This window comes from Lysinibacillus sp. A1 (assembly GCF_000801965.1).
Classification (GTDB): domain Bacteria; phylum Bacillota; class Bacilli; order Bacillales_A; family Planococcaceae; genus Lysinibacillus; species Lysinibacillus fusiformis.
Map to the genome: position 1 here is coordinate 45711 of NZ_JSZM01000011.1, position 15841 is coordinate 61551.

General features: G+C 35.7%; 23 protein-coding genes and 1 pseudogene. 2 read left to right on the forward strand and 22 right to left on the reverse strand.

Annotated features, from left to right (window positions below; translation table 11 throughout):
* Positions 1-116: 116 nt before the first annotated feature.
* From PI85_RS07945 to PI85_RS07965, 5 genes are all read right to left on the reverse strand, one after another.
* Complete coding sequence (locus tag PI85_RS07945; RefSeq protein WP_036126557.1) at positions 117-917, reverse strand: hypothetical protein; 801 nt, start codon at positions 915-917, stop codon at positions 117-119.
* Positions 918-933: 16 nt separating this feature from the next.
* Positions 934-1629, reverse strand: a complete 696-nt coding sequence (locus tag PI85_RS07950; RefSeq protein WP_036126559.1) for a DUF4274 domain-containing protein — start codon at positions 1627-1629, stop codon at positions 934-936.
* A gap of 13 nt (positions 1630-1642) precedes the next feature.
* Positions 1643-3310: a DUF6138 family protein gene (locus PI85_RS07955; RefSeq protein ID WP_369794240.1), complete on the reverse strand. Its 1668-nt coding sequence runs from the start codon at positions 3308-3310 to the stop codon at positions 1643-1645.
* Between the two features lie 51 nt (positions 3311-3361).
* Positions 3362-4423, reverse strand: coding sequence for a suppressor of fused domain protein (locus PI85_RS07960; protein ID WP_036126563.1), 1062 nt, complete (start codon positions 4421-4423; stop codon positions 3362-3364).
* A 250-nt stretch (positions 4424-4673) separates the two neighbouring features.
* Positions 4674-5222 (reverse strand): hypothetical protein, encoded by a 549-nt coding sequence (locus tag PI85_RS07965; protein ID WP_036126564.1) that lies wholly within the window; start codon positions 5220-5222, stop codon positions 4674-4676.
* Between the two features lie 473 nt (positions 5223-5695).
* Here PI85_RS07965 and PI85_RS07970 point away from each other — a divergent pair, with 473 nt between their 5' ends.
* Positions 5696-6139 (forward strand): hypothetical protein, encoded by a 444-nt coding sequence (locus PI85_RS07970; protein WP_036126566.1) that lies wholly within the window; start codon positions 5696-5698, stop codon positions 6137-6139.
* 116 nt (positions 6140-6255) lie between these two features.
* Here the strand turns inward: PI85_RS07970 and PI85_RS07975 are convergent, their stop codons facing one another.
* The 16 genes and pseudogenes from PI85_RS07975 to PI85_RS24650 form a co-directional block, all read right to left on the reverse strand.
* The gene (locus tag PI85_RS07975; protein ID WP_191967679.1) at positions 6256-6546 is read right to left on the reverse strand and encodes a cation:proton antiporter regulatory subunit; all 291 of its coding nucleotides are present in this window, start codon (positions 6544-6546) and stop codon (positions 6256-6258) included.
* Between the two features lie 90 nt (positions 6547-6636).
* Positions 6637-7074, reverse strand: a complete 438-nt coding sequence (locus PI85_RS07980; RefSeq protein ID WP_036126569.1) for a hypothetical protein — start codon at positions 7072-7074, stop codon at positions 6637-6639.
* Positions 7075-7095: 21 nt separating this feature from the next.
* Positions 7096-7773 (reverse strand): hypothetical protein, encoded by a 678-nt coding sequence (locus tag PI85_RS24850; protein WP_225316151.1) that lies wholly within the window; start codon positions 7771-7773, stop codon positions 7096-7098.
* Positions 7774-8227: 454 nt separating this feature from the next.
* Positions 8228-9259 carry an Ig-like domain-containing protein gene (locus PI85_RS23560; protein ID WP_052323494.1) on the reverse strand — a complete coding sequence of 344 codons (1032 nt, stop codon included), beginning with the start codon at positions 9257-9259 and terminating at the stop codon, positions 8228-8230.
* 123 nt (positions 9260-9382) lie between these two features.
* On the reverse strand, positions 9383-9664 hold the full coding sequence (locus PI85_RS24520) for a hypothetical protein (protein WP_144422577.1): 282 nt from the start codon (positions 9662-9664) through the stop codon (positions 9383-9385).
* A gap of 46 nt (positions 9665-9710) precedes the next feature.
* Entirely contained in the window at positions 9711-9839 is a 129-nt protein-coding gene (locus PI85_RS24215; protein ID WP_144422576.1) for an N-acetylmuramoyl-L-alanine amidase, read from the reverse strand.
* 39 nt (positions 9840-9878) lie between these two features.
* The gene (locus PI85_RS24415) at positions 9879-10025 is read right to left on the reverse strand and encodes a hypothetical protein (RefSeq protein WP_161792554.1); all 147 of its coding nucleotides are present in this window, start codon (positions 10023-10025) and stop codon (positions 9879-9881) included.
* Positions 10025-10231 (reverse strand): phage holin, encoded by a 207-nt coding sequence (locus PI85_RS08005; RefSeq protein ID WP_235318469.1) that lies wholly within the window; start codon positions 10229-10231, stop codon positions 10025-10027. The genes PI85_RS24415 and PI85_RS08005 overlap by 1 nt, the downstream gene beginning before the upstream one ends.
* 57 nt (positions 10232-10288) lie before the next feature.
* Positions 10289-10417 (reverse strand): hypothetical protein, encoded by a 129-nt coding sequence (locus tag PI85_RS25205; RefSeq protein WP_200886560.1) that lies wholly within the window; start codon positions 10415-10417, stop codon positions 10289-10291.
* A complete protein-coding gene (locus tag PI85_RS24645) occupies positions 10414-10602 on the reverse strand; it encodes a hypothetical protein (protein ID WP_036126572.1) in 189 nt (62 codons plus the stop codon). The genes PI85_RS25205 and PI85_RS24645 overlap by 4 nt, the downstream gene beginning before the upstream one ends.
* Before the next feature lie 114 nt (positions 10603-10716).
* Positions 10717-11142, reverse strand: coding sequence for a hypothetical protein (locus tag PI85_RS08015; RefSeq protein ID WP_036126575.1), 426 nt, complete (start codon positions 11140-11142; stop codon positions 10717-10719).
* A 655-nt stretch (positions 11143-11797) separates the two neighbouring features.
* Positions 11798-12058, reverse strand: coding sequence for a hypothetical protein (locus tag PI85_RS08020; RefSeq protein WP_036126577.1), 261 nt, complete (start codon positions 12056-12058; stop codon positions 11798-11800).
* A gap of 168 nt (positions 12059-12226) precedes the next feature.
* A pseudogene (locus PI85_RS08025) lies at positions 12227-12604 on the reverse strand (hypothetical protein); the annotation flags it as partial.
* A 304-nt stretch (positions 12605-12908) separates the two neighbouring features.
* The gene (locus PI85_RS08030; RefSeq protein ID WP_036126578.1) at positions 12909-13274 is read right to left on the reverse strand and encodes a hypothetical protein; all 366 of its coding nucleotides are present in this window, start codon (positions 13272-13274) and stop codon (positions 12909-12911) included.
* 82 nt (positions 13275-13356) lie between these two features.
* Positions 13357-13572 (reverse strand): hypothetical protein, encoded by a 216-nt coding sequence (locus PI85_RS08035; protein ID WP_233301208.1) that lies wholly within the window; start codon positions 13570-13572, stop codon positions 13357-13359.
* A 155-nt stretch (positions 13573-13727) separates the two neighbouring features.
* On the reverse strand, positions 13728-13889 hold the full coding sequence (locus PI85_RS24650) for a hypothetical protein (RefSeq protein ID WP_176489624.1): 162 nt from the start codon (positions 13887-13889) through the stop codon (positions 13728-13730).
* 136 nt (positions 13890-14025) lie between these two features.
* Between PI85_RS24650 and PI85_RS08040 the strand changes: the two genes are divergently transcribed.
* A complete protein-coding gene (locus PI85_RS08040) occupies positions 14026-14976 on the forward strand; it encodes an SDR family oxidoreductase (protein ID WP_036128063.1) in 951 nt (316 codons plus the stop codon).
* Positions 14977-15269: 293 nt separating this feature from the next.
* Here the strand turns inward: PI85_RS08040 and PI85_RS08045 are convergent, their stop codons facing one another.
* On the reverse strand, positions 15270-15827 hold the full coding sequence (locus PI85_RS08045; protein ID WP_081937109.1) for a GNAT family N-acetyltransferase: 558 nt from the start codon (positions 15825-15827) through the stop codon (positions 15270-15272).
* Positions 15828-15841 lie beyond the last annotated feature (14 nt).

Genomic DNA, 15841 nt, shown 5'->3' on the forward strand with positions numbered 1-15841 from the left:
AGCCCTTCATATAGGATATTTTTGTAATTGTTAAGCCGGTGAATCCGTTATTAAAAAGAACCACAGCAAACAACGAGCTCGGAACCACTCTATATGCATTGCAAAAAAGCTCCTTTTTACAAATAAGAGCCAAAGTAGAAATTCACTTTTTCATCTGAATAGCCGTCCTGACCTCTCCAAGTTGCCATAGCCATAAAATCAGTTCCCCGCCCGCGTTCCTTGCGATAATCATCTGTCGATACTAGCAGACCAGCATACCCCCATATTTCCATAACGGCATCTCGCTCATATTGATTGGACTTGAAAATGTCCTTCCAACGCTTTTCTAATTGTCTAGCAGCATCCGTATTTTTGCAGGACTTTATAGCCTCTAGCATCTGTTTGAAAATCTCTATATCTGCTTCACAAACGATTAATGACTCTTGTTCTTGTATTAAACATTCTAGATCGAGCAAACAATACACTAGCCAGTTTAAGCGAACACCTCCCCACTTCACTCGTTCAAAATTAAGGACATTTACATCTTCGTTTATATAGTTTTCATTCGACATTATTTTATGTTCATTACAATAGCCACAGGCACTGTAGGATACTAACTCTTCAGGTCGCTCATGATACGTATGGATCGGTAGTTGTGCAGTAAGAGCCCAGCTTGATAACGCACTCCGTAAATATACTTTACGGGTCGAGAGGCTGTGCAAAAAAGCCTTCACCACAAGATCCTTAGTTAGCATGTCATCATGAAGCTGTCGCAGTCTTTGTATACATTCATCATGGGAAATCGTTAAGCGATCAAACATCAAGCCCATCCTTTTTGCATACTGAAAATCCTCCTCTGTATACGTATACTTCCCATCTCTCCATCTACCAGATTGCCAATATGTTTGCATTAAAATTTTCTTTGCCTTTTGATCCATTAAAAACTTCCTCCTACTAAAGTTCTAACTTGACCTTTAGATTCTCCGCCATCTCTCTCCACTGCTGCTTCCAAGGCAAGCCATCCAGTTCAACTTCTGCTTGCGCGAGCCAATAATCACCCTCCATTAGCTCAAACATATCCATAAAGGTTATCACCGCACATACTGGATTGTTTAATGCCGCTATCATCGGCTCCGGCCCATCATCCCAGTTGTAATGATTGACAATGGCATGCAAAATAATAGACGAGGAAACCTTGCTAATTTGTTGACACATCTTATCGAGATTTTCTTCATCAAGGATGGTATCCACTTGTCGCTGTTCTTCCGAATTCAAGGTCAATCTGATGGCGCCTGGTGTATCCAACAATAAATCGGCTATTTCGCTTTGCGCTCTTGCGTTATACCAGGCAGTGGCTGTCATTCCTTCTGTAGCCTGTAAAGAAACGCCTCTAGCAAGGAGTAATGAAATAACTTCTTTTTGCTTAAATTTCACAGCTTTTTTAAGTGCCGTATCACCCAGCTTATCTCGTACCTCCAAATCTATATTTTGCGCAAGTAGAAGCTCAATCCCTTCCATTGACATCCGATTTGTGATGAAAAGCATTAACGGTGTTCTTCCTCGCGCATCGCATTCATTTACATCAAGCTTGTTCACTGCTTCACGCACCGTCTCCAGATTTTTGGATTGACTAACCTCCGCCCATTCCATTTGGCTTTCCCTCCTAATTAACCCATTGTTGTAATTTTTCTAGCACTTCCTTCCTTTCTGAGGTTTCTTGTTTTATACGCTGGGCAAGCTTCTTAGCACCGCCAAATATTCGGTACAAAACAAATTCACGCTCATAGCTTTCTTTCGTTTCTAACTCCTGAACTAGCGCCTTTAGTAGTTCTACTTCCATATTTTCAATCCCTTTTAGCGGCTTTGCTGATTCATTAGCTCCAAGAAGAATGGTTACAAACACAGGAATAAGCTCTACCGATAAGCCGTGCGCTTCAATAAAAGCCTCCCCATAGGAATCCTGTACAGACTGATGCTCAGAATCGACGAGGTTCATATAGCTTTGCACAAGCGGAAAATAATCCTTACTAAAAAGCCCTAAGCCTAAAACCGCATAGGTTCCAGGCATCGCTGATTTTTCACTTGGCTCTACATCCTGGTACCATGCATATTCCTTCATTGCCACCTGAGCATAGTCTGCTAATAAAGGAAAAAGACTAGGATAAGCTAGGCAATTAGCAAAAAACTGATGAAGCTTCGATTTGGCTAGCTTTTTAAGCGGAAGGAAATTTTTCACTTTCGTCTTTAAAGTCATTTTATAGCCCTTCGGAAAGCCTTCCTGTAAAAGATGAATGATATAATGAAGCGCTTCACGATAAGCCGCTTCCTCTTCCTTTTTTATTTGTATATCAATCGTTTGCAAAATATCATTGGCTCTGCCCTCAATAAAATCACTTTTGCACTTACTTTCAAAACGTCCACTTCCCTTTTGTAAATACTCCGTTGCCTGCTGTGAGCCAAGCTGTTTTGCAAGACTGAGGTATTGCAAACGAGTAGCTGGTTCCTTATAACCGATTTTGACCGCCACATAGAGAAAGAAATCTAGCTTTTCCTGCTCCATAGAAGGCTCGATGTCTTCGTTTTTAAGTATCCACTCATTGGTGTAATCATCTGTTTGCTCAAAATAGCTCTTTAAAAAGTGGTCTTCTGCCCAATGTTTAAAAGCATTTGTAAAATAATAGCTCCACTGATCTAAACGCTCTTTATTCCCCAGATGTTTTTCCTGTAGCTGACGAATAACTGGTTCGATCTCCTCTGCTGTTTGTTGAAAAAAATGTGGATTGACTAAATGCTGTGCTAAGAAAAACTCATCATTGTCATTTGGACGCACAGGAAGCTCTGCCATAACTTTCGTTTCAATAAAAGATGCTAATTCCTGTTTCATGAACGCTAGCTTCTGTTCATTAAGCAGCTCCTTTTGAAATGCCCACATCGTCTCACCATACTCAAATTCAAGCAACACCTGAAAATGATAATCAAAAAATCGAGAACCATATGGCTGTGCCTGAAACATTTGCTCCATCTTTGTACTTAAAGCCGAAAAAAGATTCTCCACATAGTTTTGTTCTATAATTTCCTGTATGTATGTCCCTGCATCCACCCTATAAGCACTATCACTCCAACTAAATGGTTCATAGATATCAATATAAATAGTCCCGTATTGACTTTTGCCTTTTTTCCATGTGATTTTTAAATAGTTAAAGATACCTGCTTGTAGTCGGCTTTGTTGTTGAATACCTTCAAGACGTTTACTCTCTTGCTGATAGACGGTGGTAAGCTGACCCCACACATCCGCTAAAAAATAATCTATAGACTGCTGCATCTGCTCCATCCTTTCTTAGAGAAAAATCTCTCGCTAACAAATATTTAGCGAGAGATTACCTTATCCGATTGTTTTCACAACCGCTCCTTCTTGATTCTTTATATGTGTTTTCATAATTTGAAAACTTACCCCTTCTAATGAAGATAGGGCAAATTGCTTTTCTTGCGGCACTAAATTTTGACTTAACTCCTCAACTGCCTCTTTGTTCAATGTAATGGTAATTTCCTGTTCATTTTCCTGATAACCTACTTGATGACCTGGTTTAAATACTATAGTTAAATCTTGACCGACTAAGCTAAGATTTCTGTCCTTTACTATTCGTCCACGCAATAATTTGCCAATGACATCTGCCTGCTTCGCTCCTAATTGAATAACATGGGATTGTTTGTTAAACCAGCCCTTTTTCCCTGCCTGCCAAGCCAGCTGATCGACAAATAAAAAGCCTGTACTTGAACCTTCTTCCATCATTCCTCGCTCTACCGCCTCTACAATCTCAGGGTTTTGTAATAGCGAGGAGCGTGTTAAATCAGTTATATAGCTAGGAATTTGGTGAATACCCGCCTGTAGTACACCGAGAGTTTTCCATGTCTGCATTGCTTCTAGTTCATCCTCTGTAATGCCTACCATTTGGATAAATTCCACCTTACCATTCGGCGTATCCATTTCAGCAAGCTCAGAATCATGCGTAAAGGCTAGTGCTGTTAATTGCGTATCAGCATCTAGACAGATCGGACCATTTGCATCCAAATAATCACCTGCTCTAAAAACATTCCCACTATTAAAAACATATCTACCCATATTCTGTAATAGATTCAACGCCCACGCTGGTGGTTCTTCCTCATCTTCGGTGCGCACTAAGCGAAACGTCAATTCAAATCCATAACCACTAAAGTCTTTATTTTCAAGCTCTTTTTCATATAGCTCCGAGAACCCATATGTGACAAAATGCCAATGGGGGACTGGAGTTTCACTTTTATAGGCACTTATACCATCCAAAGGGTCTTGTCCACCTAATGAATAAGGAATCATGGTGCCGTAATGCTTTGGCTCCTGTTCCCCGTATACCTGTGATATAGCTTCATCAATCGCATCCCAGCCTACCGCCATAACCTCTTCACTCATTTACGCTTCCTCCTTGCAATCGTCGCTATCGACTCTACTAACCTATTCTTTATGATACCAATTTTATGGTAGCTCATTAACAGCATTAGGACTCATTTTCACCTTTCGTGCAACTAGGTTTATTTTCATTCCACATGAGGAAAATATGACTAACGCAAAAAATCAGGCCATCTTCTGTATTCCAAAAAGATCACCTGAATAGCCTACTATTCTGCCATTTAAATTTATACATTCTATCCATCGAAATAGGTTAGCCATACATCATAGCTGGCTCACGCACAACATGTAAATAATCTGCCAGCTTCCCTGCAAATACTTGCTCTAAATATGGTAGTTGTGCGAGGCAGTGAGGCGTCATTAATGCTGGATTTTGATAAATCTTTAAACCGCCCACTTTTAATAGCGTCGCGACAAACTGGGAGCAAAAATAAGCACGTTCTCTCCTTACTTCCTTTTGCATCATCACACCGAAAAGCCCGATAAAGTTGTATTTATAACGATCTCGATTCCAATACATATAACGCACAATTTTAGCCATTTCTAAATATTGATAATGAGAAATTCTGCAACGATAAATGACACAATCCGCTGACTCAAATAGCCCTCTTTCCGCATCCTCTCGCAAAAAACCACCGCTTAAAGGATTATTTAATTGCCTACGTCCAAAGCTAAACATTTCGTATAGCCCATCATCAAATGCGATTGACGCATGATTCATCTCTTTACCAGTATACATACCTATCGCTTTCGATAATAATGTCCCTGTTTTAGTTAATACTATGTAAATCGTATGTGCCATTACTTCACCTACTCCAATATTCTTTCTACAACTACCAATACGTTTTAAATCTTCAAATGGTTTCGTGAATTTCCTATTTTTATAAGTATATACGATAAACTTAAATATTTTCTTAGTAGAACCTGAAGAATTTCTTAAGATTTAGGTTTGTTTGCTAGTATGCACAGTTAGCAAACTTGGAAGATATCAACTTTTGAACTACCTTTATTTATATGCTGTTAATTGGAATCATATGTGGGATACTTTTGGGGTGCAGAAGATTTTTTCGCTGGGGTACTTGGAATACAGAAAAATAAACGGACAGGTATCTATTGAATCTGATAACTTTAGTTTTATATAAGTTGAAAAATCGCTCATTCTTTTTAGATGAGTGATTTTTTAACAAACAGATTCCAGTTATCACTTACAACTCATACCAGTATTGATACAATTTTATTGTATTGCCAACATGTATTAGGAAGGAGGAAATGGAATTGAATTTACAAGAACAAATTAGAGATTATTTAAAGCGGGCTGGTAAACAGGTGATTTCACTTGTTGAAGAAGATATTGAATTCCCCTCGTCTCATATCGAGAGTGATAAAAAAATTATTTCTGCAACCACAAGTTGGAAAAAAGCAACTTTCTTCTTATACTTATTAACCTCAAAAAGGATAATTACACCCGAAAAAAATAAGAAAAAGAAGAATCGCATTTCTTATGATCTGAATGCTAGTAACCTAATTGTAAATAGAAAATTTTTATCTGTAGAAGTTGTGTTTACTCATCTAAAGAATGCGATAAAAGTCAAACTAAACAGCGATGATGCCACAAAAAATTTTGCTAATGAATTAGAGAACATCTTTGGCATTCCAGAAAAAATAATACCACAAAAGAAAGAAAAAGCACCTAAAGCAATCAAGCTAAAAACTAGATAGAGATGGTGACGGATTAGCTTGTGATAAATAATTTAAATAAAAAACCAGGTACTCATTCGAGCGCCTGATTTTTTTGTTTGCTATATTATATACCTAAGCTAAATCAACATGTTCTCTTAGTCATTTAAACTTGAGAACCTTGCTAAATCACTTCTTTTATCAATAGTTACTAATAGATCTTCTCGTTGCAATAATTCCTCAGGGGATGGAGATACGATAATATCTCCAGTTCTAATAATTGCGATTACACTAACATTGAATTTAGCACGAATGTTCAGCTCTTTTAAGTTCTTGCCAACCATTTTTGAAGGGATAATAGTTCCTTCTATATTATTATGATCCTTAGAAAGTTCAATATAATCAAGAGTGTTTGGTGAAAGAAGTTGATTGGCAACTCGATCTCCCATGTCCCTTTCAGGATAGATAATCCAATCCACTCTTCTAAAACTTGACCGTGACGTTTTCCAATAGCTTTTGCGATAATTAAGCTTATTACATTACATCTTCACATGTGGCATTGTTATTCTCACTGCTAATTCTACTATTGGTTTTGAAAAAGTACTCGGAATCATAGGACTTGGTAAATCTCCATCATGGTTTGCAAGCCCAAAGGATGCTTCTCCTATTTGAATCCAATCTAAATCATCTGTACCTTGAATAACGCCTATAAAATGATAATCTGCAGTATAAGTATCAAAGCCATCTTCATTAGGAATAGCTCTCCAAACTTCTGCTTCTTTTGTAGGATCAACACCAAATTGTTCAAAGAATTTCAAAACATCTGGACTCGTATTTAGAATTTGCATAGCAAAAAGTTGACAATCCTCGCAACCACAATGAGCTTTTTCGGAAACTTTCGGAAGTTCTTTATATAATTTAATAGTTTTTTCTCTATCTATTTTTACAATATAATCGTTTAAAGTAATTTCTTCCATAAAAAACACCTCAATTACAAATTAAGATTGTGGAACTAACCAAATTACATTTCCGGCTTCTTTCTTTGAATGATCAGGGAAAGCGTTGAAAGACTGTAGCTTGCCATCTTTTACATAAAAACGAATTTCTAACTTTTTATCACCATAAAAAGTTTTAATTGAATTATGGCCATCTTTTATTAATTTACCTTCATCAACACGTCTAATATCTTCAACAATATATTTAATTAACTTATCCATATCTCCATAATCTTTAAATCTATTCTTAGCATTTATATGTTTATTTACATCTACTTCTAATTTCCCGTTTCTTACATCCTTTATTTTATTACCTTTACTAGTCACTTTCACTACGTAATTAACGCCACTTCTCACTACTGAAAACGCAAGTCTAAAAAGATTGAATTGCTCTACAGAGGGATGATCATTTGAATATTGGTTTTCCAGAATTTTATTATTGAATATTGTTAAAGACTCTTCATCAGAAAGAGGGTTTTCAAAATCTCCTATTCCAAGTAGGAAATTATTAGTTAATTCATCAAAATCGAGCTCATCAAAACCAGTTTCTTCGTGATTTAAAGAATCATTAATTGGTAATTCCTGAAGTTCACTAGCATTTGCAAGTGCTGGTGACATTACACTAAATACTAACATAAAGCTTAACATAAAGATAAAACCTTTAAATAGGTTATTTTTCATAATTAATTTTCCTCCAAAACTTTGTTTAAACTTACTATAGTAAATTAAATTCCCTCGATTTACTATTATCCTATCATTGGAAACTTTTCCACTTCAATTGTTGAATCACGCCATCTTTTGGCGTGAAATTTACATAAAATTTACAATAACCGCCACATTACGCCTTCAAAACGCCATTTTTTTGGCGGTCCTTAATCAATTTTTCGATACTAAAGTTTCATTTCGAACGTTTTGTAAACATATTGTTTGACCTTAATTACAATTTAGTTACTAATCATTTTGTAATCATAAATTAACAATTTGTACTAAAATATCTATTGACAGTAAATTGACTTGCAGATAATCATAATAAAAATGCCCAGGCTCAAATTTTATTGAGTACCTGGGCTTTGTCAGAAAGATCCTATGCAATTAGCCTTGATTAAATTATTTATTTAATCTATAGAGATGACTATTATTTATAATTATCAACAGTAAAACTAACAATTTTGTCATACATAATATACTCTGTTCTTGAAATAATATTTCCAGTCGTTACATTTAATTTAAATTTATAGTACGGTTTCCCTTGTCCAACTTCACGACCATCTAACCAATTCATAAACTGATCAATTTCTGGTAAAGATAAATCATACTCATGAATATCTTTATTAGTCATAGTAAGTCTTAAAATTGCTCTAGTGCCAATTTCTCCAGTTTCAGGTTCTTTTACTGTAACCTCAGCTGTTGCTGTTAAGTTACTTCCATCTGTAGTCGTGGCAGTTATCGTTACTTTACCAGCTTTCTTCCCTATTACATTGCCATTATCATCCACTGAAGCAATCTCTGAATCGCTGCTTGTCCATATAACGTTTTTGTTTATTGCATTCTCTGGTTCAATTGTTGCTACTAAAGTTTCACTAGAACCTATTGTTAGTACCAGTGTTTCTTTGTTTAGTTTTAATGATTCAACAATTCCTTCTGTATCTGGGTGAATAAGTGTACCATTAGTATCAATGTCTATTGCATCTAAATTTATACCTTTCGTATAACCTTCTGCTACACGGATTATTGCCTTATGTCTTTTATTTTCTAAACCTGTTACTTCAGCTATTAACGTCTGATTTTGAGTGGGTCCATGTATAGAAAATGTTTGTTTTACTTCTCCATCTATAACCAATTCTACTTTTTCAGCGTAATAATTACTTGTGTTCCATTTACGCACAATAATTCCAACTTTTTCTCCTGTGAAATCAAATAATACAGGTTTATCATTTGCAGGTGTATAAGAATAACTACCGTTATAATAATCACCCGGATTCGCAGTTGAGTATCCTTTTTTTATAATAGCTTCATGAGAATCGTCGTATCTTTTCCAACCAATCTCCGGTTCCTTTAATTGTTCTCCAATAGTAGCTGCTTTAGCTTTGTTTCCCTCGATATCTAGAAGTGAGAAACTAAATAGTATAGCTATAGTTGCTGATACTATCATTAAAATCTTTTTCATAGTAATCCTCCAAAGTGATATTAATAGATTAATTATCCTATTTTAAAAACAATATAATCGACTTAATTATTATTCATTTTATTACATTTTTAAACATATATTTCATCAAATAACAAATGTAGGTTAATACTTTTCATTAATACGCTGAGCAATAATGATTTTCAAACCTTCAAAATCACCACTTGTCATCGTACCTTGATCGAATTTATCAAGCCATGACTTATCGATTTTATTTTTATCAACTGATTGTTTAATGTAATCACGTACAGCAGCTTTAGTTGTGTCATTTGTAAATTGTATTTTATCATCATCTTTTTCAATATTATTTGGGATAGAAGGTTGCAGATTTGATTTAAACATTTGTAAAAAGCTGCTCCACGGAATGGGCGCACTTGTGGAACGCATCTCCCTAGGACAATTTTTTCCGCTGTAAAAGTTGTGTTGTAACACATCATTGATTGTCACCGTCAACATTCATACACATCTCGATATGGATTGCTTCGTTATTCCCCTTTGTACTACCTGCCGCCCAACATTGCCAATCGTGAGTAAATGATTGTACAGCTTCTTTGTCATCCACAGACCAATGCCAACTTGTTTGACGACTATTGCCGTTAGCTTACAGCCGAACGTGGTTGTCTGCTCCACTACCTTTCTTGGTATTGTTAGTTTCATGGATACATATTTTTCTACGAGTGTTTTTACGTCCTCCTGTTACTTTAATAGCAACGGCTGCCGACACTAAATGTTGTCTGATTTGTACCATTATTTATCACCCTTTGGTTTGTCATAATCCAATGCTTGCTCTGAGGTACCTTTTGAAGTCGGGTCGATAACAATACCAAGTAAACCTAAAATGCTTAATACAGTCTCTGAAATGGCTGTAATTTGTGCATTGTAAATCGTAATATCAACATTAAACATGCCCGCTGTTTGATTAGCGAGCACTAGTAATAATGCGATTAATGACACCCAAAATTATTTATGTTGTAGACGTACTTTCCAGTTTATTTTCATTTGTATTTCCTCCTATAACATTTTATTTGCTGCAAAAATTTTTCCGATTGCTCCAGTAATGACCCCAGTAACAATTCCACCAATAATTAGGCGAACAATCCAGGTTGTATTGGATTTAATTGCAGTTAAATCATCTTTCATATCGTTGATGTTGTTTCAGCTATAGAGTTTCGAACCTCATGAACGTTTACTTTTTCTTTCAGCATATTGTGTTCAGCAACACTTACATACGATTGCCCTTCCATATCATCACCGAACCTTTGCCCTAAAATAAAAAGCCATGAGAAGCATCGAGATTCAGTAACTTGTACCGTTGTTCTTCTCAATTGCCCTCATAGCGTTTAATAAAAGCCCCCCACAATTATTCTGTGGAAGGCATGAGATAAATATTTCCTCTATTGATAATAAAAAAATCCCACCTAAGTTGATAAAACGATGTGTTACTCTACTACTCTAAGTATTATAGTTTTACTATCAGAAGGAGCATATTCTGTATCAGACCCATCTACATCAAGGCTTACTGATACCAGATAATCTCCAGAGATAGAAGGTACAGTCACACCATTAAGTTGGAATGCTAGCCAAGAATTTAGAGGTTCGTTAACGTTTGTAAATGTTGCTGTTGTACCATTACCAGAAATTACGGAAGCTGGAACTTGTGTCCACCCGGAATTGATAGTATGAATATCGTCTGTATCAATAGTCAACCCTTCAACAGTTATTACTACAGTCCCATTTGTAAGTGGATGAGTTAAAGGTAAAAAATCAAATCTAATACTATGTGTACTACCTGCAGTCACAGTTAAAATGTCGCTCGTTACACCTGTAGAGCCACCATCCAAAGATATCCAATTAAGATTAGGCATTGGTGTTACTATTGGTCCACTATTCTCGTTTTATTCCTTTCAGGTTTTATAACGAGCCTTCACCATACAGGCGACTTTCATCGCATACGGCGATCCGTCAGCAGTATAACTAGTGCTTATTTCCCCGTCAACATCTTAATTTTTTTTCTAAATTAAATCAATAGAATTTTGGCAAGGTAAAGAAATCTTAACCTTCCATTTTCATGGACTCTATCATTTTTAAACAATAATAAAACGCTAGCTTATGCTGTGTTTACTTCTTCAACTCATACTTTAAAGCATCAATCTCACACCTCAGCTAAACGTATGAACGTTTGTTTATCATTATCAAAACTACCTCAATCTTTTGCTTGCCGTTTTAATCTTGCTCTATTTCTCGGTGCCTGATGATGTATGCTTGGTCTATTTGATATTAAGGGAGAATGATAGTACCTTTGATTAATTTGCCAGCAAGGTAGATAACGATTGATTTGAAGCTTTAGCTCTTCAATACTGACCATGATATACCTATTTGAATGGAAGGGTATCGATCCACTTCCCCTAGTAGATAAAATTCATCGTCAATGATTCTTAAAGGAATACTTTGCATATAAACACCTTTTTTTGCATAAGAAAAGGCCACCACAATTACGTGCAGAGGCTTATTGTTTAAACTTCATTCAGTTATGTACCCCCGTAAAACGTCCCAAAACACACCGTAAAAGACTAAACTTTCAAGATTGAATTGCTCAACTATATTCCATATTTGTTTACCTAATTCGTGACTATATTCCATTGTGAATCTCACATAACAATCTTCTTCAATTTGCTCTATCTCGATATTACCAACGCCTTTAGTTAGGAATAAGTAATGAGCAAATTCATAAGCTTCTTTTAGATTAGTAGTAAATACTTTTTCATTTCTTATTGCATTCACCTTATATACACCGCCTCTTACTATAATAAATTCAATAAAAGTGAAAGATCTCCTGCAATATCGACAAAATCACCGGTGTAAAAGAAAAAAGATTGTAGACAAACTCAATATTCATTGAGTTTGTCTACAATCTGAAAGGACACTTAATATGAGCGTCCTTTGTATAATTTATTTCTTTGATATGCTCAATGACGTAGCTTTAGACGGATCACCGGAAACTAATATAACCGCACCTAAAAGACCATATAATTGCAAACTTAAAGTATCTCCAGCCTTCAAATTTACAGTGGTTTTTTTAGTTAGAGAATCTGTACCCGTAGCTGGATTTATCGCACTATCTGGAAGTTCAGTCCCATTTAAAAGTATTCTAGAAGATACTAAAAGTGGTGTAGTGAAAAAAACATCGTACTCAAGTTCATAAGTTCCTGATTGTTGAATCGTGAAAGTATCATTTGCTCCATTCACTGCAACATTAGTTAACTGTTGATCGTTAGGTAATGGGATATGTGTCCCGCTCAATACTACAGCAATCACTGGCCCATTTGTGTTTTTTGCAGAATTTACTACTGTGCTATTCTCGTCTTATCCTTCTCTTTCTTTAAGTTTTATAACGAGCCTTCACCATACGGGCGACTTTCATCGCATATGGCGATCCGTCAGCGCTAGATCTTAAAACTTATTTCCCCTACTTTTCATTATATGCATAAATCCAAGAAACAATATTGAGGAATGTTAATAGTATCTCAAATAATGTTAATAGTTTAGATTAAGGCAAAAAATAACGTTAGCTTATACTGCGTTTACGTTTATCGTAATAAAAAGACACTCCTTTATAGGAATGTCTAAACATTTATCTATAAATATCTAATAAATTTAATAAATACATTTCTGTTTCATTGATCGAAAGCATTATTTCTTTATGCAATTGATCCTCCATACTATCTTCAGAAATAAACTGTAAGTATTTATTTACTTCTACAAAGAATTTTTCAAACTCTTGTAAGAATTCATCAATTTTTTGATCGCCAGGTGTTACAGATAGATAAATAGTTTTGAATAAATTAAAGTCACTATATGCATTACTAAAAAAATAGATAGCCAATATTTTATCGCTAGTGGCATATGATTTTACAAAGGTCAGATTTTGTTTTAATTTATTCAATGAATTTATAAGATTTGTAGTTTGTTTTAGCATATTTGCAGTATTACTATACATCTACTAACCACCTCCAATTTAATAATAAGCAAAAAATCACCAAATTGGAATAATATTCTGCATTTTTCATCTTTTAAAAACTTTATAGAAGCTGCCATTGAATGAAGGCATCGGTCCAAACACCAATGATCAGTAATACAAATACCCATCCTACAAACTGGATGTAGATTTTTAATAATGGGCTTTCCGCAAATCCGCTTGAAAAGGGGCTTACCTTTAAAACATCATGAGGATATTTCAACATTATATATGAAAAACTGCCAAAAATGAACGTTACCCATATAGCGGTCATGAACATTTCCTAGTGTCACTCCTAAACATCAAGATTCAACGATCGCATACTTATTATATTGATCCCCCTACACACTTGTGCCATCGATGCTGTTATGTCTAATTCCTCTTTTATAACAAAATAAAAATGAGCTCGATCAAAACATGAGCTCATAGATTCCTTTATCCTAATGGATAATAAGGTTCGTAAATGGGATGCCAATAATATGGGGGTCTAACACCAATACTCGGTGTAAACCAGCTGTAATTTAAATAATGAATGTTTAATTGATATACGTTATTTTCTAGTAACCGTGTCACTTCTGGGAAAAATTCAATCTCCATTCTAACAATCCCCCTGCGATTATGGTCTTTTTCTTGCTTTAACATACGAAGGTAATCAATCATAGTATATGTTGAAAAGGAGGGATTGGTTATTAACAAACCAAGTGACGGGCCAGCTCAAGATAAACAAGATTTAATGGAACAAATTCGTTTTTATCAAAAATGGTTTGAGGACAATAAAAAAGAAGATCCATACCCTCAATATCCTGTCTATGGAAAGATTACGCAATATAAAGAAGTACCTCTTACCCAACCTGAACAAAGGCAGCTTCGTCAACCAGGTCTCGAAAGCTTAATGGTGCCGAAGCCTATCATTGAAAACCCTCATTATAAAGGTAGTGGAAAATTAAAAGGGAAAGTTGCCCTTATTACTGGGGGTGATAGTGGGATGGGTGCAGCTGCTGCGATTGCCTTTGCGAAAGAAGAGGCCGATGTAGCAATTGCTTATTTAGATGAGCATGAGGACGCTACTCGAACTAAAAATAGAATTGAGGAACTAGGAAAAAAATGTTTACTCCTTCCTGGGGATCTCCGTGAAAAAAAACATTGTGCAGAGATTGTTTATGAAACCATTCATACGTTTGGACGCTTAGATATATTATGTAACCATGTTGGCATTCAGTTTCAACAAAATGACCTGACTGACATTACAGATGAACAATTCGATGAAACGTTTAAGCTTAATATTTATTCGCATTTTTATACGACTAGAGCAGCCCTCCCTTATTTACAGGCTGGTAGCTCCATCATTGGTACCGCTTCAGTTGTAGCTTATGCTGGGGAGCCATTATTAATCGATTACTCTGCCACAAAAGCAGCTGTCGTCGGCTGGACTCGTTCTTTAGCCAAGAGCATGGCTAAAAAGCAGATTCGCGTCAATGCTATTGCCCCAGGTCGTATTTGGACACCACTGATTCCCTCCAGTTTTTCCTCTGACGAAAACGCATTGCACGGAGGAAATCTTTTTAACCGAATGGCACAGCCCTTTGAGGTGGCCCCTACATTCGTTTATTTAGCGTCGGATGATTCTAGACATGTAACGGGGCAGGTTTTACATGTGGATGGCGGAGAATCCACCCATTCGTAGCTCGTAAAGAAAACTCAGGCAACATGTAATTGTATGCTGAGTTTTTTTAATTGCTCTTTTCAGATTTTTTATAGATGGTTCAAAAAAGATGTTAACGATTCAACTTTGCCTCTTTATTTCATTTACTTTGCAATTTATTGACAGTGGTTATGTTCATAACTATAACAACATACATTAATTGCGGGATAGCAACTTTAACATCGCCCCCAAGATGTTTTTGTTCAACGCTATCCCAGCTTTACATCGTAGTTTTTGGCGATCATAATACTCTTCTATCGGCTTTCTCTACGCTGTTATCCCTTCCGTAGTAAAGAATAAATCAACATATCTCTACATTCGCCAGTCACACTATGACATTCATATTGTCTTAAATAGCCCTCTTCTTTAAAATTGAATTTGGTTAATAACTTCCTTGATGCTATGTTTTCTTCAGCAACAATGGCTTGTATCCTCACTAACCCTAACTGATTAAATCCAATTGCCAATACTTCATTCATAGCTTCTGACATAATACCCTTATGCCAATATTTTTCTGATAACTCATAACCTATTTCAGCCCGTTTACCTTCAAATTCACTTAAAAATATAGTGCCTATCACCTCATCTGACATTTTATCAGCAATAGCAAAACGAATTATCCAGCCTTTTTCGAAGCCCTCATTCCAAAAATGAATAACCTCAATACTTCTTTCAATGGATTCTGGACCATTCCAATCCAAATAACGATAGACGTTTTCATTAGAATAATAATTGTATAATGATGGCGCATCGTCTCGTTTTAATTTTCTTAATCGAATTTGTTCTGTTTGGATGGTCGGAAATGACATACCCAATAATTCTGTAAAATTCATAGCTCTCTCCCCTT